This window comes from Microcoleus sp. w2-18bC1, assembly GCF_036700365.1.
GTDB lineage: Bacteria > Cyanobacteriota > Cyanobacteriia > Cyanobacteriales > Microcoleaceae > Microcoleus.
The window spans coordinates 16,628-34,754 of the sequence record NZ_JAUBOS010000029.1 but is presented as its reverse complement, the minus strand read 5'-3'; the positions used below and the strand labels follow the sequence as shown (position 1 = coordinate 34,754).

At 42.8% G+C, this 18,127-nt stretch carries 9 protein-coding genes and 1 pseudogene; 3 read left to right on the top strand and 7 right to left on the bottom strand.

Annotated elements, in window-relative coordinates:
* The 3 genes and pseudogenes from QT979_RS16530 to QT979_RS16520 all read left to right on the top strand — a co-directional run.
* A pseudogene (locus QT979_RS16530) lies at positions 1-537 on the top strand (hypothetical protein); the annotation flags it as partial.
* 19 nt (positions 538-556) lie between these two features.
* On the top strand, positions 557-1,426 hold the full coding sequence (locus tag QT979_RS16525) for a sulfotransferase domain-containing protein (RefSeq protein ID WP_333311073.1): 870 nt from the start codon (positions 557-559) through the stop codon (positions 1,424-1,426).
* Positions 1,427-1,456: 30 nt separating this feature from the next.
* Positions 1,457-6,775: a glycosyltransferase gene (locus QT979_RS16520; RefSeq protein ID WP_333311071.1), complete on the top strand. Its 5,319-nt coding sequence runs from the start codon at positions 1,457-1,459 to the stop codon at positions 6,773-6,775.
* A gap of 68 nt (positions 6,776-6,843) precedes the next feature.
* Here the strand turns inward: QT979_RS16520 and QT979_RS16515 are convergent, their stop codons facing one another.
* The 7 genes from QT979_RS16515 to QT979_RS16485 form a co-directional block, all read right to left on the bottom strand.
* Positions 6,844-7,689: a sulfotransferase family 2 domain-containing protein gene (locus QT979_RS16515; RefSeq protein WP_333311070.1), complete on the bottom strand. Its 846-nt coding sequence runs from the start codon at positions 7,687-7,689 to the stop codon at positions 6,844-6,846.
* A 75-nt stretch (positions 7,690-7,764) separates the two neighbouring features.
* Positions 7,765-8,073 (bottom strand): tetratricopeptide repeat protein, encoded by a 309-nt coding sequence (locus tag QT979_RS16510; protein WP_333311068.1) that lies wholly within the window; start codon positions 8,071-8,073, stop codon positions 7,765-7,767.
* 176 nt (positions 8,074-8,249) lie between these two features.
* Complete coding sequence (locus tag QT979_RS16505; RefSeq protein WP_333311066.1) at positions 8,250-9,098, bottom strand: hypothetical protein; 849 nt, start codon at positions 9,096-9,098, stop codon at positions 8,250-8,252.
* A 120-nt stretch (positions 9,099-9,218) separates the two neighbouring features.
* Complete coding sequence (locus tag QT979_RS16500) at positions 9,219-10,862, bottom strand: tetratricopeptide repeat protein (protein WP_333311064.1); 1,644 nt, start codon at positions 10,860-10,862, stop codon at positions 9,219-9,221.
* A gap of 44 nt (positions 10,863-10,906) precedes the next feature.
* Entirely contained in the window at positions 10,907-15,391 is a 4,485-nt protein-coding gene (locus QT979_RS16495; protein WP_333311062.1) for a tetratricopeptide repeat protein, read from the bottom strand.
* Between the two features lie 477 nt (positions 15,392-15,868).
* The gene (locus QT979_RS16490; RefSeq protein ID WP_333212987.1) at positions 15,869-16,471 is read right to left on the bottom strand and encodes a 50S ribosomal protein L25/general stress protein Ctc; all 603 of its coding nucleotides are present in this window, start codon (positions 16,469-16,471) and stop codon (positions 15,869-15,871) included.
* A gap of 178 nt (positions 16,472-16,649) precedes the next feature.
* Complete coding sequence (locus tag QT979_RS16485; RefSeq protein WP_333212988.1) at positions 16,650-17,978, bottom strand: adenylosuccinate synthase; 1,329 nt, start codon at positions 17,976-17,978, stop codon at positions 16,650-16,652.
* Positions 17,979-18,127 lie beyond the last annotated feature (149 nt).

Sequence of the window (18,127 nt, the reverse complement as noted above, 5' to 3'; positions counted from 1 at the left end):
TCTCAGCTCCATCAAGTTCAAGAGGAATCACAACAGTACCAATCTCAGCTCCATCAAGTTCAAGAGGAATCACAACATTATCAGTCTCAGCTCCATCAAGTTCAAGAGGAATCACAACAGTACCAATCTCAGCTCCATCAAGTTCAAGAGGAATCACAACATTATCAGTCTCAGCTTCATCAAGTTCAGACAGAATTGCAACGATCGCAGTTCCAGCAATATGCCCTTAGTGAGACAGGTGTCCAACCGAGCAAAATGCCGTACACACTTCTAGTGTGGGATGCGTGGTATGCTTACCAAAACGGCAATGTAACCAAGATGCAAAAGTGCTTGCAGGAATCCTTGAAGTGTACGCCTTTCTCAAAAACAGAAACATTGATGAACTGGCTAGAGAGTTTTGTCAAATTCTCCTCAGAGAAAGAGCATCAACTAGATACCTACGCACTCACAAACTCAGAAGAGTGGAAGCAATTGATGCGGTGGACAGTTGCAATTAAGCCAATTCGTAAAACTAAAGCTCTCTCACACTCATTATAATTTGACCAGATTAACCTAAATGACTACAACTCCCAGTATTATTTGGTTCACCGCTCACAAATGCGCTTCCGTGTATGCTACTGAAATTTTGCAGAAGCTGGCACATGATTTAGGTATGACTTATGTAAACTATGAAGGAGGTTTGTGGGAAGCAGGTCAATCTTTAGGGAAATTATTTTCCGGCGAGGGTCCTGAAAAAATTAATAATATGTTTAAAACAACTGGTCATATTTACGAACCCTTCAGACAATATTACCCCATACCGGAAATGGAGAAATACAAGGTAATTCTGATGTTGAGTGCTCCAAGAAATGTCCTCACGTCACTTTATTTTTCTATTGCATATAGTCAGAGCATACCAGAAAGCCAAAAGACACAGATTGAGTTGGCAAGAGAAGACGCAAGAAAGAAAAATATAGATGATTTTGTGATACAAAGATATCCTTGGCTGAGAAAAAATTACGCTCAGTATAAAAAATATCTATTTAATAAAAAAAATATCTTACTTCTAAAATATGAAGATATGGTTACAGATTTCGCGGATGGGCTGAATGAAATTCTCAAACATCTCCAAATGAAGCCGAGTGAACAGCTAATAAAAGAGCTAGTAAATGGGGCTAAATTTGAAGTAGAAGAGAATATTTATTCTCATAAAAGGCAAGTTAAACCGGGAGATCATAGAAAAAAATTACAGGTGAGAGCCATTAAGCAATTGAACTTAGAATTTAAGGACGTTTTGAAGGTATATAGATGGTCAACGTACAAATTGCAAGAAGAAAATGAGTTATTTAAACTGACTTTAGAGAGGGCTAGAGAGAAATTAGACAATTTGAAACTTTTAATAACAAGCCCAACAGCGCATCTCAGATTAGTTCAGAAATTAGTCTGAAAGTTCAGTAGTCAGAATCAAAAGTAATAAATGAGCAATAATGAGGTAGGAATTATGGTAACGTCTGATCGGGAAGCATTCGATAAATTGACTCAAGCTCAGGCTAATTTAGAGCGCTCTAAAAACCGTTTAGAAAAAATTAAATCCGGGCTTAATAGTTCTCAGTCAACTATCGAGTCGGCTAATACAACTATTAATAATCAGCAAGTAAATTCCGAATCTTATGTTTTAAATTTTGATAACTGCTTTGGTCAAATAAGAGAACCGAAGAAACAAGGCTCTATCCCAGCTAACAATTCAGATTTAATGAGTCAAAAATTGCGAAATCTGGGAATAGAGGTAGATGATTATGAAATAAATGTAGATGAATATCGGCAATATTTTATAAAGGCTAGATACTTAGAGGATTTTGCTGATTATTACTCATTTAATCGAGTAGAGAAGTCTTTGGAACATTATTTGGCAACCAAACTGCTAAAATTGGACTCCGAAGATATTTATATAGATGTTGCCAGCGAAACAGGTACTGTACCTAAAATTTATGCAAAAATGTTTCGATGTAAAACTTACACACAAGACTTAAGTCATCCTCCAGGATTAAATGGTGATATAATTGGTGGTAATGCTGCTGATATGCCTTTGCCCAATGAATTTGCTACAAAGATGGCATTGCACTGTTCATTTGAGCATTTTGAAGATGATTCAGATATTGGTTTTGTCAAGGAAGCGGCTCGTGTATTAAAGCCCGGCGGTGCAGTTTGTATCCTGCCGCTTTACCTCTTTGATGAATATTCTGTTCAATCTGATCCTGTCACCGTAATATCAAGTGGTGGAGTGAATTTTGAAAAGGATTCGGTTATTTACTGTCTTGATGGGTTTAATAACCGTCACTGTCGCTTTTACGATCCCCAGCATTTTTTCGATAGAATATGTCGAAACCTTAATGGTCTTAAACTCAAAATTTACAGAATAAAAAATGCTAAACAAGTTGATGAATCATGTTACATTCAGTTTGCCGCCGTCTTAGAGAAACCGCTAGATGATAATACATTTGGTTTAAACCAGGAAACTGCCAAGATAAGTTCATCGCAACACAAATTAAGTCTATCTCATCCCGCACAAACAACTCTAGGAACGCCCAATCAGTTCTCTTCAATCTCCAGTAAGCCTCGCATAGATGTGGTATTGCAAGCTACTGGAACACATGGATGGAACTTTTCGCGAGGTTGGGTCAATGTTTTGGAAAGACAAGGTTTACTGAATCGTGTATTTACCCCTGTCGCTGAATGGGGAGCCTCAGAACCTACAGATGATGATGGTTTGTATGAATACTTGAAAAACCCGGAAGCAGATATAATGCTCTTGCTTGGATTTGATTGGCATTCTCAACCTCTACACAATAATTTAAAATGGCAGGAGCAATGGTATAATGCCAACATCAAAAAGGTCGCAATTTTTCAAGAACATTGCTCGGCAGATATAGTACAAAATACACCACAGTGGCAAGAGCCAATTTTGATCGCCATTGACAATGCGGCGACCTGCGTTAGTGCCATTATATGTAATCATGAACCGGATGTCTCTTGGTTACTGAATCGAGGCATAAAAATACCGACAGTTTTTTCTCCTTTTGCTATTGATCCCCAATACTACAATTGCAGAATTCCTTTCGTACAAAGAAAAAGTTCTGCCGTTTTTCGAGGTAATGCGACTCCTCACTTTAACAATAAAACCTATTATCAGCGATCTCAACTAATGAATAGGCTTAAGCCAAATCATCATGTTGATTTATATGCATTAGTAACCGATTTACTTTCAAAACCGTTGGATGCAGTTCAGTCTTATGTGGATGAACTAAATACTTATAAGTTGGGATTAAATTTACCTTCACTATCTCCAACGTTAACTTCACGCCCCTATGAAATAATGGGATGTGGGACTTTGCTGCTTCAGAACCATGTTATAGGGGATAAATCTAACAAGTTATTTCGTGACTGGGAGCATTTAGTGTACTATAACCCAGAAAATTCTGATGATTTAATCGAAAAAATAGAATATTTGCTTAAAAATCCCGCTTTAGCGGAGGAAATAGCGGCTCGTGGTTATCATTTGTGCCAGGAAAAACATACTATTGAATGTCGAGTCAAAGAGTTAATTGAATGGGCCGATAGTGGTTTTAGAGTAAGCGAAGATACTCCTAAAATCTTTGATGATTCTGCTGGATATTCAATGTTTCCATCACCCGGCTTAAATAAAACTACAAATACGCACGGACAAAAGATTCGTCAAAACTCATTTTTGGTTGCTGTAGATGCAATATTTTTTCAGCTTAACAATACAGGTATAGCTAGAGTTTGGAAATCCCTATTAGAAGAGTGGGTGAAAGATGGTTTTGCCAAGGATATTCTAGTTCTTGATCGAGCGGGAACAGCACCTAAAATTTCAGGTATCAGGTATTGTAAAATCCCTGAGTACAACTACGATGACACTGATAGAGATAGACAAATGCTTCAGCAAATTTGTGATGAAGAAGGAGCTGATATCTTTATTTCTACATACTACACAACTCCTCTATCAACCCCCTCTGTGTTTATGGGATATGACATGATTCCAGAATTAATAGAGGAAAATCTTCACCATCCCATGTGGCAAGAAAAACATCGGGGAATTCGACACGGTTCTGCATATCTAACTATATCAGAAAATACTAAGTGCGATCTGGCTGGTTGCTTTCCAAATATATTAGTAGATTCAATAACTGTAGCACATTGTGGTATTGATTGTAATTTTACTCCTGCCAGTCAAGAGGAAATTATTAGATTTACATCAAAATATGAGATTCGTAAACCTTATTTTCTGGTTGTGGGAGAGAGAATAGGTTGGCATCAATACAAAAATACAACTAGCTTTTTTGAATCTTTCCACAATCTGCCTAATTGGCAAGATTTGGAGATTGTTTGTGTTGGTGGTCATCCTCAACTGGAAGATGAAATTAAAGTTCATGTCCAAAACAGTAGAGTTCATTTGCTCAGACTGAGTGATGTCGAATTGAAAATCGCTTACTCCGGGGCTGTGGCTTTAGTTTATCCTTCTCTTTACGAAGGCTTTGGAATGCCTGTAGCGGAGGCAATGGCTTGTGGTTGTCCAGTTATTACTTGCCCTTTTTCTTCTCTACCTGAAGTTGGTGGAAATGCGGTTTTGTATGTGAGTGGCAGAGATGTTAATGAACTGGTAGAAGCAATGATTAAGGTTCAGAAACACGAAGTGCGTGAGTCTCTAATTAGGCGGGGATTAGAACAATCCAAGCAGTTTTCTTGGTCTAAAATGGCCGAAATAGTTAAGTCTGTTTTGATTGGAACGGCGAGGGTAAAGGAGTATCCGCCCATTGAAAATACAGTTAGTGTACCTACAGAGAAATATAAAGTCTCAGCCATCATCTCTACCTATAATTCAGAAAAATACATTCGCGGTTGTTTGCAGGATTTAGTTGACCAAACACTTTATAAACAAGGCGAACTCGAAATCGTTATTGTTGATAGTGCTTCGCAACAAAACGAACAATCTATTGTTAAAGAATTTCAATCCAAATATCAAAACATAGTATATCAACGTACTCCTGAGCGTGAAACTCTGTATGCTGCTTGGAATAGGGCCATTAAAATGTCGCAGGCAAAATACATTACTAATGCTAATACAGACGATCGCCACCGTTGTGATGCTTTAGAAGTCATGGCCAATTTTTTAGATACACACCCAGAAGTATCTCTAGCATATCCCGATCAGCTAATTACTACTGTTCCTAACGATACATTTGTCACAACACAAAGTAATCGACACTGGAATTGGCCGCCATATTCTTATGAGCAGATGAAACAAGGTTGCTGCGTTGGCTCCCAACCTATGTGGAGAAAGTCGCTACATGACAAATACGGCTACTTTCGTTCAGAATTTCACTGTGCAGGGGATTATGAATTCTGGCTACGGATTGGTAGCCAAGGGGAAAATATGGCTCTTATCTCGGAAATTCTTGGACTCTATTACTTCAATCCGCAAGGTATAGAACACGGTACACCTGGAAGATCGGGTCAAGAAACCGATCGGATATGTGACGAGTATGACATAAAACGTTTATATATTCCCCAAATTTCTGGTCCTGAGCGCAAGTTCGATGATTTGCAATACCAAGGCGTGCTTCTTACAGACGAAGAGAGAGCTAATCTCATCCGTCACCAACAACTCACCGTCAACTATCCATCTGAAACCCAGAAGCAAGTGCCGAGCCCATTGATTGGTATCATTCCCCAGCCCCTTGTCAGTGTCATCATTCCCACTAAAGACCGTCCAGAAATGCTGGCTCACGCTGTGCAAAGCGTGCTAGCTCAAACTTTCCCAGATGTAGAAATCATAGTAGTCAATGATGGTGGCACTGACGTGCAGGAAGTTCTAGATCGGATCAACTCAAAAAGCAACATCACGTACCTCAAGCACGATCGTAATCAAGAACGCTCGACAGCCCGCAATACAGGCATTCGCGTTGCTCGTGGCAAGTACATCGCCTATTTAGACGATGACGATATGTACTATCCCAACCACGTCCAAACTTTAGTAGAATTTTTGGAAAACAGCGAGTATAAAGTCGCCTACACAGATGCTGTGATGGCAGAGCAGCAAAAGCAAAACGGGCAATACGTGACAATTAACCGCAGCGTTCCCTATTCTTTTGATTTCGATTACGACAAAATTTTAGTGGGTAATTTCATTCCCATGCTGTGCCTGACGCACGAAAAATCATGTTTAGATGAAACCGGAATGTTTGACGTTAATTTGAACACTCACGAGGATTGGGATTTGCTGATTCGACTCTCCCGCAGCTTTAAAATTGCCCATATCAAGGAAACCACTTGCGAATTTACACGGAGAGATGATAGCACGACAACAACCAGCAAAAACCGGGCTGATTTTGTACGAACTAGGGAGATTATTTACAACAAATACAGTCAGTACGCTCAAACCAATTTAGCTGTAATGGAGGCTCAGCATTTAGCCTTCAAGTCGGAAGCAAAAGAAGTAGCAACGCAATTAGAAATAATTCAGGAAAAGTTCATACAATCGCAGTCGCAACTGCAAGTTTCTCAGGAAGAGAAACAGCAACTCGAATCCGAATCAGAAAGCTGGCAGCAGAGAGCACAGCAGGCACAGCTCAAACTCGATCTCGTACAGGAAGAGAAAAACTGGATCGAATTGCAATCTCAAACTTGGAGGCAGACAGCACAGCAGATGCAGGTAGAACTAGAGCAGGTGCGATCGCAACTCAAACAAGCTCAGTTACCTTTAAAACGAGTGCAATGACTGCGTGCGACAGCTTATGTTCCTGTATTGTCAACTACAGGTTATTTATGCTCTGCTTGAGTATGGTTTTATAGCGCTCTAAATCCTGTTTTATAGCGCTCCAAATCCTGCTTAAATTGCAATAATCTAGCTCGGTAGCATTCTAAGTCTGTCTTAAATACAGGTTCTAGAGCCGCTTTTGTTTGTGAGCAAGTAGAATCTGTTGATTTACTCTTGGATTCTTCTTCTCTAGCCTTAACAATAGTGTAAAGCTTAACATCTTGCTCGTTCCTGCTAAGAATTTTCTCGAATAAGCTATAGTTTATTGCCTCTTGGTCTACAATTTTTTTGCTCTTATTGAGTATTGGATAGCTAGGTACAGCCTTGCCAAAGTGATGACAAACCTTTTCCAGGATCACGTCAAAATTTTCTAGGGTACCAAAACAATCAAAGTCATTTTTTAAAATTTCTAAAGTTGTCTGGCATAAAGGCTGATTACTAATTAGTTGGCATTGCATATTTGGCACATAATAATCGCTATAAATAAACTCTTCAAAGCTCATTTTTTTTACTTTATTGTGGTGAAAATGTTGTGGTGTTTGTAATATATACTGATACCAAGATATACTCAGAGCTACTGGGTTTCTCAAGATGGTAAATGTAAAGAATTGCCTGATGCTTTCACCAAGTTTCCTTTTGGTTCTAATAAAATTCATATGACCGGCAATAATTTTGTAGGCTGATACCTGTTCAAAATTGAGTTCGTGAAATTGTTTAACATGTTCTTGAGTACCAATAAACAAAGAAGCTTTTTTTTCTGAAAAGATATAATTATTGATTATATCGTACATAGTTGAGCCCCCTGTTTTAGGAAGATGGATGAACAAAAGGCGATTTTTCTTGAGTAGTTGGCTGTTTGGCTCGGTTTGATACATAATGATTTATATTTTGTAGAACTTACAGAGATACTTCGTCAAACCCCTTTTTTAAAGGGGCTTCAGGGGTTATTATCAAGAAATTTTAGCTTTAAGCTCGAGGGCGCGACGGTAACAAGCACTAGCTTCATCGATGCGCCCAACTTTTGCTAAGGCATCCCCTAACTTATTGTGCGACTCAGAGAAGTCTGGATTAAGTTCGATCGCCGAACGGTAAGCCCCGGGCGCCTCCTCTACCGCACCCTTGCTCATCAAAGCATTCCCTAAACCGCAGTAACACAAAGAATACTCAGGCCGAATCTCGATCGCCTTGCGGTAAGAAATTTTTGCCGTTTGCCTTCCAGAGCGTTTACCATCGCCATAGTTTTTTTTTACTAAAGCCAATTTTTTAAGTGACCTGGGAAATTCTGTGATTGCAAATATCTTCCTTTCATAATTCTACCATCTCCACTTGCCTTTTCTCCCATGAGACTAAATCGAACTCGCAGAATTTTGAACCGTGCATTTATCTGGTGAGGATTACCAGTTCCCTAAGATAGTCAGATTTTGACTGCCTAATCTTAAGACTTCATCTGCTCTTGAATTTGCTTAAGTCGAATTTTGCTTTTTTCCAATTCTTCTCTTATTTTAAAAACACGCTGATTTTTATGATTTTTTGGCTCGTCAACTCTCTCTGGTTGTGGCTGATGAAAATCTTGTGGTGTAAAAACTCTCATACCTGTTTCTGAATTAATTTTACTAGCTATCACCTCAAAATTAGGATGTCTCCCATGTAAAATTTTCACCTTACTACTCACAAAAACAGGAAAGATAAACCGACAATTATATTCTGGTGTAAGTGTTGCTGTTATGAGATCGCTTTCGTATAAAACAGACCTGAAAGTAGCCTGATCGTGGTAAGGCTTACCCTGCTTTTTAACTTTTTGTTTGCATAAATTTAACCATTTTTGGAAAAACAGCTCAACTTTATAGTTTTTTTTATACAGGATAACGCCCGTATTCATTTCTGGGAAACTTTCTGGAATTTCTGTAAACTGATAGGGTATCCACTCCCTACCATTAATATGTGTAGGTGCTATCCTAAGAGGTGCATGAGCCACAGCCATGTCAAACTTATCTAACAGATTGAAAATTTCTAATAAATCAGCACAAATATAGGTATCTGAATCCAAGAATAACGTATACTCATAGGGCGAATCATACATATTGCTAATTTTATCAAGTCCGGGGGTGCCATAGCGAGGACCGTCTATAACTTTAACTTGATTAAAATAGGGAGATGCAACTGGTTCACTAGAAAATAAGGTAATTGGCAAATCTGGCATACACTTCTTGAGACTAGCGGCAGATGTCACTGCCTCACCTACATGCTGACCACCAACTGCAATGTATATTACACCTTGAGACATAACTTTATTATTCCTTCTTTCTGTAACAAGAGATTATGGACTAAGTAAAGGATCTGGGTAGCCCGAAAGTACCGCCCAGATCGAAGGATTTTTTTTAGACGAGCGCAAGTTATTTTGCAATCAAAAAACTTTCGCTTTCAATTCCAGCCCCCGACGATAACAAACACTAGCCTCTTTTTGTCGCCCCACCTTAGCCAAGGTATCGCCCAACTTATCATAAACCTCAGCTAAATTAGGATTAAGATCTATCGCCTTTTGATAAAACTTGATCGCCCTCTCTGCCATTCCCTTACCCAGCCAAACATCACCCAAACCAGCATAAGACATAAAATCATCAGGATGAAGCTTCACACATCCATCGTAAGCATCGATCGCCTCATCCCACCGCCCTTGTTTGGCCAAAGCTTCCCCTAAATAATGCTCGGCCTCCCAAGAGTCTGAATTTTGATCGACAACGCGGCGGTATTGAGCGATCGCCCCATCAAACTGCCCTTGTTCTGCCAAAGCCTTACCTAGCCGTAAATAAAGATCCGAGTCGTCAGACTTAATCTCCACAGCCTTTTGAGCCGCCTCCAAATTGCTTGGATTCAATTCGCTTGCCCTGCGATAAAACTTTACCGCCTCATATAAATCCAGCTCAATATCTTTTTGAAGCGGTTGGACGCGAGCTCGCTTTTCCAGAGCATCCCCTAAATGGCAGTTCACCACATCGGAATTAGGAGCAATTTCCAAAGCTTTGCGATAGGCAGAAATCGCCTCATCGTACCGCCCCAACTGATATAGAGCAAACCCTAAATGATCCTGAGCCTCCAGCGAACTTGGATCAAACTCAACCGACTTGCGATAAGAGCCCACAGCTTGCTCCCACTTTTGCTGTGTCGCCAAAGCATCGCCCAAATGCTGGTAAATCACTGCCGCATTCGGTACGAGATCAAGCGCTTTCCGATAAGATGCGATCGCCTCCTCCCACCGCTGCACGATCGACAAAGTATGCCCCAAATAGTGATGGACGATCCCCGAACCCGGTTCCAACTCAGCAGCCTTCGAGTAAGATGTAATCGCCTCCTCCCATTGACCCTGTGCCGATAAAGCCGTTCCCAATTTATAGTAAAGCCAATGGAAATCAGGTTTTAACTGAATCGCCTTTCGGTAATAACCCACGGCTTCTGCTAATTCATTCTTACCTTGCAAAGCCTCTGCCAACTTCAGGTACAATTCCCCATCACCCGGATTTAGCTCGATCGCATGACGCAAGCACTCAATCCCTTCATCAACCCGCCCCTGTCTTGCCAAAGCCTCCCACAAATTTTGGTAAGGCAAAGCCGATTCTGAGTCAAGTTCGATCGCTTTTCGCAAACAACTTATAGATTCATCCAGTTGACCTTGCAAACACAAACCCTTACCCAAGCTGTTATAAAACTCATAAAAATCTGGATATATTTCCACAGCTTTGCGGTACGCAGCCACGGCTTCATCTAGATTTCCCTGCTGTTCCAAAACCTCTCCTAAATTGTGCCAAGACCAAGCCGAATTCGGGTTAAGTTCGCAGGCTCTGCGGTAACTTTTCTCCGCCCCATCCCGCTGCCCCAATTTCGCCAAAACTTCACCCAAATTGTGGTGATACCATGCAAAATCTCGGTTTAGTTCAGTACACCGCTGGTAGGCGGCGGCGGCTTCCTCTAATTTATCAGACTGTTTCAGAAGGTTGCCTCTGTGAAAATAATTAGAAGCAGTCTCTTCATGCACTTGTAATGAGTTATTCATGTTTACCAAGTTATTGTGTACTTTACTTTTTGGTCTGCCTGGTCTTATGCTCTAATGCTGAAATCCTGACGATCCCTAGTTAAGTGCGGGCTATAACAAGGATCGTTTTCAATAAATTTTTGCCATCTTTTTCCTAGAGTATCTGCCTCTTTTTGCAACCGCGCCTTTTTTTCCGCCGTATCTTCGTAACCACGGCTTTTTGATTCGTGGTGGTAGAGAGAAACATGAGGTACGTAAATATTGTGATAGCCTTGCTCAACCATTTTCAAGCATAAATCCACATCATTATAGGCAACTGCTAGTTCCTCATCAAATCCCCCCACACTCTCAAACACCTCACGGCGGCACATCAAACACGCGCCTGTCACCGCTGACAGATTGTTCATCCCCACCACATTGCTGAAATATCCAGGGAAGTTAGCGGGAAAACCGAGGTATATGTGGCCGGCAACGCCGCCAACTCCAAGCACAACTCCAACGTGTTGGATTGTGTTGTCAGCATATAGCAACTTAACTCCCACAGCGCCGATAGAAGACCTTTGAGCTTGCTCCACCATCGCGTCGAGCCAATCGGGAGTAATCACCTCTGTATCATTATTCAAAAATAACAAATAATCTCCCTGCGCTTTGCTAACCCCGTAGTTATTAATCTTAGAAAAATTGAAGGGAACGTCGAACGGGTAACAGGTAAATCTATCGGGTTCCTTCGCTGTCCATTTAGCAATTACTTGAGCCGTCTCTAACTCCGTGCTGCCGTTGTCGATAACTATAACTTCATAATTTGGGTACAGACTCTTAGTGAAGATAGATTCTAGGCATTTATCTAAAATGTTGCCGAGATTCCGTGTAGGAATAATGATGCTTACCAGCTTGTAGTCAGGAATTTCGTAGCGGACGATGTAGTGTCCTAAATAGTCCGGCACTCCCTCCACCTTGCCCGGTTCGCCCCTCCTTTCAATAGCTTCTTGCAGAGTTTTCATTGAGGCTTGATAAGCATAAGGCTTGGCCTCCGAACTGCTAGCAGTCGAACCCGAGTGCATTCGCCAGTGATAGAGGACTTTGGGAATGTGATAAATTTTGTTAGTTTTTTCTGTAAACCTCAAAACCAAATCATAATCCTGAGCACCTTCAAAACCCGCTCTAAAACCTTCAATTTCGTTAATAATCGATCGCCTGTAAGTCCCCAAATGGCAAGTGTACATCCGAGACAGGAACGAGTCGGGACACCAATCAGGCTTGAAATACGGCCCCATGAGCTTCTCATCAGCAGTCAGCTTATCTTCATCGGAATATATCATGTCCGCTTCTGGATGGCTGTTCAACATCAACGCCACTTCATACAGTGCATCTGGTGTCAGCAAGTCGTCGTGATCTAGGAGCGAAACAAACTCCCCTTCTGCAGCCTCCAATGCTGAATTAGATGCGCGGGAAATATGACCGTTTTCGGTTCTATGAACAACTTTGATTCGACCATCTTTATCCGCATACTCTGACAAAATTTTCTTGACGTGAGTATCAGTGGAAGCATCGTCAGCGATGCACAATTCCCAGTAAGGATATACTTGATTCCGAACTGAGTCTATCGCCTCCCTCAGAAAATTTTCCGGCGTGTTGTACACTGGTACAATCACGCTGATCAGAGGCTTGTAATTCAACAATTTTACTGTTTCAGCCATCTGCCGCAAGTCGGCTTCTCTGGGGCAATTCTGAGCCCGCCACCTGCTATAAGCATCTTGGCTTTGCACTAGCCCTTCCCGCAAAACATCCAAGTCTAGAGGAAATAATTGAGGATTGAGTTCATTAGCTCTCTGGTAGTAACCTAGCGCTTCATAGAGCTTATTCTGTTGGTTTAATACTCGCCCCAAATTGTAGTTAGCCCACGCAAAGTTGGGATCGAGTTCAAGGGCTTTGCGATAGGCGGTAGCGGCTTCTTCAAATTTTTCTTGCCGCAACAGAGTATCCCCTAAGTTGTGGTATGACCACGCAAAGCCTGGATTCTGTTCAATGGCCATCTGGTAAGAAGCTGCCGCTTCATCCAACTTGTACTTTTGCTGATAAAGGTCTCCTAAATTGTGGTGAGTTCCAAAGTAATTCGGGTTAACTTCTATTGCTTTTTTGTATGCGACAATAGCCTGATCTATTTTACCTTCTCCCTGAAGACTCTCGCCTAATTTGTGGTAATCCACAGCATCCCCAGGAGTCCGATCGCTCTTTTCCGCCGCCCTACTTACACCCTTTTTTTTTAACACCTCTTCTAACCGCCCAGAAATAGCCTTGTCATCAGGTCGAATCTGCAACGCCATCTGATAAAAGACGATCGCCCCATCCGGCCAACTGTGCCGCACCAAAGCATTAGCCAACTCAACATAAAGGTCAGCATCATTCGGCGCAATCTCCAGGGCCTTGTGATACAACTGCACGTCATCAGGATTCTCCTGAATCGCCCGCCGGTACAAACGCATCGCTTCCTTCAAATCCCACTGCGATCGCATCCTCAAAGCATCAGCCAACTTTTGCGAAAGCCACGGCAAATCCGCCTGAATTTCCGCAGCGCGGCGGTAAGCGGCGATCGACTCATCCCACCGTTCCAGCTTCTCAAAAGCCGTTGCCATGTTGTAATAAGTCCACGGAAAATCAGGATTTAACTCGGCTGCGCGCCGGTAAACATCGATCGCTTCCTCCCACCTTTCCATTTCTAGCAGCACGTCGCCTAATTTGCTCTGCGACCAGAAGAAATTCGGATTAACTTCGTTAGCACGCCGGTAGGCAACAACTGCCTCATCCCAACGTTCCAAATTCACCAGCGCTTCTGCTAAATTGTTGTACGCCCAAAAATGGTCGGGATTGAGTTCGATCGACCTTTGGTAAGCCGAAATTGCCTCATCCCACCTTCCCTGTTTAATCAGGGCGTCTGCTAAATAGTTGTGCGACCAACTGAAATCTGGATTTAATTCTGTTGCTTTCCGGTAAGACTCTACAGCTTCTTCCCACCGTTCCAGCTTCAGCAGCACGTCTGCTAAATTGTTGTGAGACCAGCTAAAATCTGGATTTAATTCGATCGCATTGCGGTAAGCATTTACAGATTCCTCCCAGCGTTCCAACTTAACCAGCGACTCAGCTAAATTGTTGTGCGACCAAGAAAGATTAGGATTGTTTCTAATGGCATTAGTGTAAGCTTCTACCGCCGCTTCCCACTGTTCTTGACCCTTAAGAATTTCGCCCAATTCGTGATAAGCTGCGCCAGCATTTGGGTTCAACTCAACCGCGCGCCGATAACACTCAATTCCCTTATCTACCTTACCTTGCTCGATCAAAGTTTTGGCTAAATTTTCGTGTTCCTCAGCCGTGCCGGATTTGGGGTCGATCGCAAATGCTCGATACCAAGCCTCAGCCGCCTCCTCCGACTTGCCTAACTGCGTCAAAAGTTTTGCAAAATTTCGGAAAGCACCGGCAAAATCCGGTTTCAGGACGATCGCCTTTTCGTAAGCAGAAACTGCTTGCTGCCACTGTTCCTGCTGCGCGCAAATGCTGCCGTAATTAGCATAAGCTTCGGCAAAATTAGGGTTAATTTCTATTGCTTTGACATAGCAACTTTTAGCTTCATCAATTTTCCCGCCAGCTTGCAGCGCGTTGCCCAGCATTTTGTAAAGCGGCGCTTCCGGCTTAATTTGCAGCGCCTTCTTGCAAGCTGCGATCGCCTGTTCTAATTTGCCCTGAGCAAAATAGCCTTCTGCCAGTATTTTGTATGCTTCTGGATCTTCTATATTAATTGTAGAATTAACTGCCTGCTGAACTGCGGTTGCTGCGGGCTGCTGCTTGACTGCACCGTTTTTCGCAGTTGCACCCGCCAAAGTTTGCTCTCCCTCGCTGCCATTTCTTGCATTAGCTGCGTTCAGTTCAATAGCTTTGCGATAATATGCTGTCGCTTCCTCTAACTTGCCTTGTTTTTTGAGCGCTTCGCCCAAATTTTGGTAAGCAGTCGCCACATTAGGATTTAATTTTATGGCGCGATCGTAACAGGCGATCGCTTCGGGGTATTTTTCCTGCCGAAAAAAAGCATCGCCCATATTCAAGTGTTCCCCAGGCGCTACTTTTTCTGGTTCCAAACTAAATGCTTGATACCAGCACTGCTGGGCTTCTTCCGGTTTGCTAATTTGTCCGAATACTTTTGCTAAATTCCGGTACACTCCCGCGAAATTCGGCTTAATCGCGATCGCCTTTTGATAAAATCCGATCGCCTCCTGCCATTTTTGCTGTTGCGCGCCAAGGCTGCCCAAATTCGCATATACTTCCGCAAAATTCGGTTCTATTTCAATCGCTTTAGCGTACCAGTGCCGCGCCTCTTCCATCCTGCCTTGAGCTTGCAGCGCGTTGCCCAAAGTCTTGTAAGCTGGTGCAAAATTGGGGTGAATCTTCAAAGCTTGCTCGCAGGAGGCGATCGCTTCTTCTATTTTTCCTTGGGATAAGTATGTTTCTCCCTGTTGGTTAAATTGAACCGCTGTTGATTCTGTATTCACTGTTGATGGCATATGGGCGGCGGCTCCAGAGGCAGGAATTAAATAGGGTAGTCAAAACGTTTCACAATTATACTCGCGTTTGACACTAACAGAACCGGACTTGTTCCCCCAATTCTTAATTTTTTTGACTCCCGGTGCTGGTGAGGAACCGGGATTCTCGGCTAATTTTTTGATTTTACGGCTAAATATGTAAGAATCAGTACGGTTTCTGGGAGATTTGCGCGCCAGTCCAGACTTTTTCACCTTCGGGTCGATCGCCCGTGTTGTAAAGGAAAGTAAACACGGCAGGTTCTTGCTTGTGGGATGCTTTGTTGTGGACTGGGCAAAGGAACCCCCCTAAAAAAATATTACAAAACAAACGGCGCCCGATGTGCGATCGAACCTAAACGAAAATAGCCTTTTTAGCAAAAAACGATCGCCCTTTTGGGAGAAAGCGATCGCCCTTTTTTTTCAACAATTAATTAGTTAACAACTATTAGCAATTACTAATTAAGCTGCTGCTGCCTCTTCTTCTGCGTCTTCTGCTTCAGAACCTGCTTGAATTCCCAGCACGCTAACAACCACCTGATCTGGTTCGCCGAGAGCTACCACTCCTGCAGGCAAAACTAATTCGTGAATGTGCAGCGCATCCCCAACCTTTAAATGAGAAATATCTACTTCAATTGCTTCAGGAATGCTGTCAGGTTTGCACTTAGCTGAGAGTTGCGTCAGCACGGTATCCAAAATGCCGCCTTCTAACTTGACGCCGACGGGTTCGCCAACAAAACGCAGTGACAATTCAACTTCCAGGCTGTCTTGAGTTGCCACGGAGAAAAAGCTCAGGTGGTAAGGATAGCCCTTCCAAGGATGAACTTGAACTTCCCGGAGCAAGGTTTTTCCGCTCCAAGAGAGGTCGGGAATGCTGAGGTCAATTAGGGCATTGTTGACTACGTGCTTTTTGAGCAGGTGTTCAACTGTTTTGGCTTTGATGGTAAGGGAAATGGATTCAGAGCCTTTGTGACCGTAGAGGACGGCGGGAATCAATCCAGAGCGGCGGAGGGCGTTAGGTTTGCTGCCTTCTGCCCGCTTTTGACATTCTACTGCGAGTTCCATTTTATGACTTTCTGCTGATTGTTTTTACATTTTATCAAATTTATGCTAAAGCGATCGAACTTAATTAAATTCGCTAAATATTTGATAATAATTGGAAATTGGGAATTTGGCTATTCTCCGAATCTCGGCATGTCCAACTTTCCCAATCTCCCCCTCACTCTTTCCCAATTTAAAATGGTTAGGCTGGAGTACCGTCTGCAGAAAGCAAAGCGCGTTTCGGGCCGTGAATCGGGTCTTCTACAATGATAGTTTGGTCGCGACTGGCTCCGAGAGAAACGATCGCGATCGGCACTTCCATCAAATCTGCCAAAAACTTCAGATAATTCAAAGCTTGCGGTGGTAAATCTTCCAAATTCCGGCACTCTTCCGTAGACTGTTTCCAACCGGGAAGGGTTTCGTAAATAGGTTGGCACCGAGCAAATATCCGGGAACTTTTCGGGAAATCAACACATTTTTCGCCGTCAATTTCGTAAGCAACGCAAACTTTTATTTCTTCTAATTCATCCAACACATCTAGTTTGGTAATTGCCAGACAGTCAAGGCCGTTGATGCGGACTGCGTAGCGGCCGATTACCGCGTCGAACCAACCGCAGCGGCGTTTTCTGCCCGTTGTCGTGCCGAATTCTGCACCTCTCTCGCCCAAAATTGCTCCTATTCCATCTACCATTTCAGTAGGGAAGGGGCCTTCTCCGACGCGGGTTGTATAAGCTTTTGCTACGCCAATTACGCGATCGATCGCTGTTGGGCCGACTCCGGTTCCCACACAAGCACCGCCAGCGATGGGATTACTGGAAGTAACGTAAGGATAAGTACCGTGGTCTAAGTCTAATAAAGTGCCTTGCGCGCCTTCAAACAGAATATTTTTCCGCTTCTGAAGTCCCTCATAAATCTTCAGGGAACTATCAACTACGTGCGGCCGCAAACGTTCGGCATAAACTCGATATTCATCAATTACGTCTTGCGGATTTAAAGGCGGCAAATTGTAGAGTTTTTCGAGAAGGACATTTTTACAATTAATCGTCCATTCCAATTGTTCTTGCAACCCTTCCAAGTCCATTAAATCTAGCATCCGAATGCCAGTGCGTTCCGACTTGTCGGCGTAAGTAGGGCCAATGCCGCGTCCCGTCGTCCCGATTTTATAATTTCCCCGCTGGGTTTCCGATGCTACATCAATTAATCGATGATAGGGCATCGTTACGTGAGCCGTCTCCGAAATCATCAGGGAGGTTGTCGAAATATTCAGTGCCTCTAGCTGATCTAACTCTGCAATTAAAACTTTCGGGTCGATGACCGTGCCACAGCCGATAATACACTCTTTATCAGGGTAGAGAATTCCGGAGGGAATTAAGTGCAGCTTGAAAGTCTGACCGTTTACTACCACGGTGTGACCGGCGTTGACGCCCCCTTGGTAGCGGACAACGATATCTGCGGATTTGCTGAGCAAATCGGTAATTTTGCCTTTTCCTTCATCGCCCCACTGGGCGCCGATCACAACTACGTTAGCCAAGGGTTTCTCGCGTTCAGTTCAGGTTGACACAATCTCCGATTATGTACGAATGCGTCCCGGATGTCAAATAAATTTTTGTTACAATTGAAAGACGTGAGGCTGTATTGCTCTCATCAACCCACTTCCAGCACTATCGGGGGACTTGGGAA

What these genes read in the sequence shown, in the direction of transcription:
- QT979_RS16525 (WP_333311073.1), top strand. Translation starts at nt 557, where the DNA reads ATGACTACAACTCCCAGTATTATTTGGTTCACCGCTCACAAATGCGCT.
- QT979_RS16520 (WP_333311071.1), top strand. Translation starts at nt 1,457, where the DNA reads ATGAGCAATAATGAGGTAGGAATTATGGTAACGTCTGATCGGGAAGCA.
- QT979_RS16515 (WP_333311070.1), bottom strand. Translation starts at nt 7,689, where the DNA reads ATGTATCAAACCGAGCCAAACAGCCAACTACTCAAGAAAAATCGCCTT.
- QT979_RS16505 (WP_333311066.1), bottom strand. Translation starts at nt 9,098, where the DNA reads ATGTCTCAAGGTGTAATATACATTGCAGTTGGTGGTCAGCATGTAGGT.
- QT979_RS16500 (WP_333311064.1), bottom strand. Translation starts at nt 10,862, where the DNA reads ATGAATAACTCATTACAAGTGCATGAAGAGACTGCTTCTAATTATTTT.
- QT979_RS16495 (WP_333311062.1), bottom strand. Translation starts at nt 15,391, where the DNA reads ATGCCATCAACAGTGAATACAGAATCAACAGCGGTTCAATTTAACCAA.
- QT979_RS16490 (WP_333212987.1), bottom strand. Translation starts at nt 16,471, where the DNA reads ATGGAACTCGCAGTAGAATGTCAAAAGCGGGCAGAAGGCAGCAAACCT.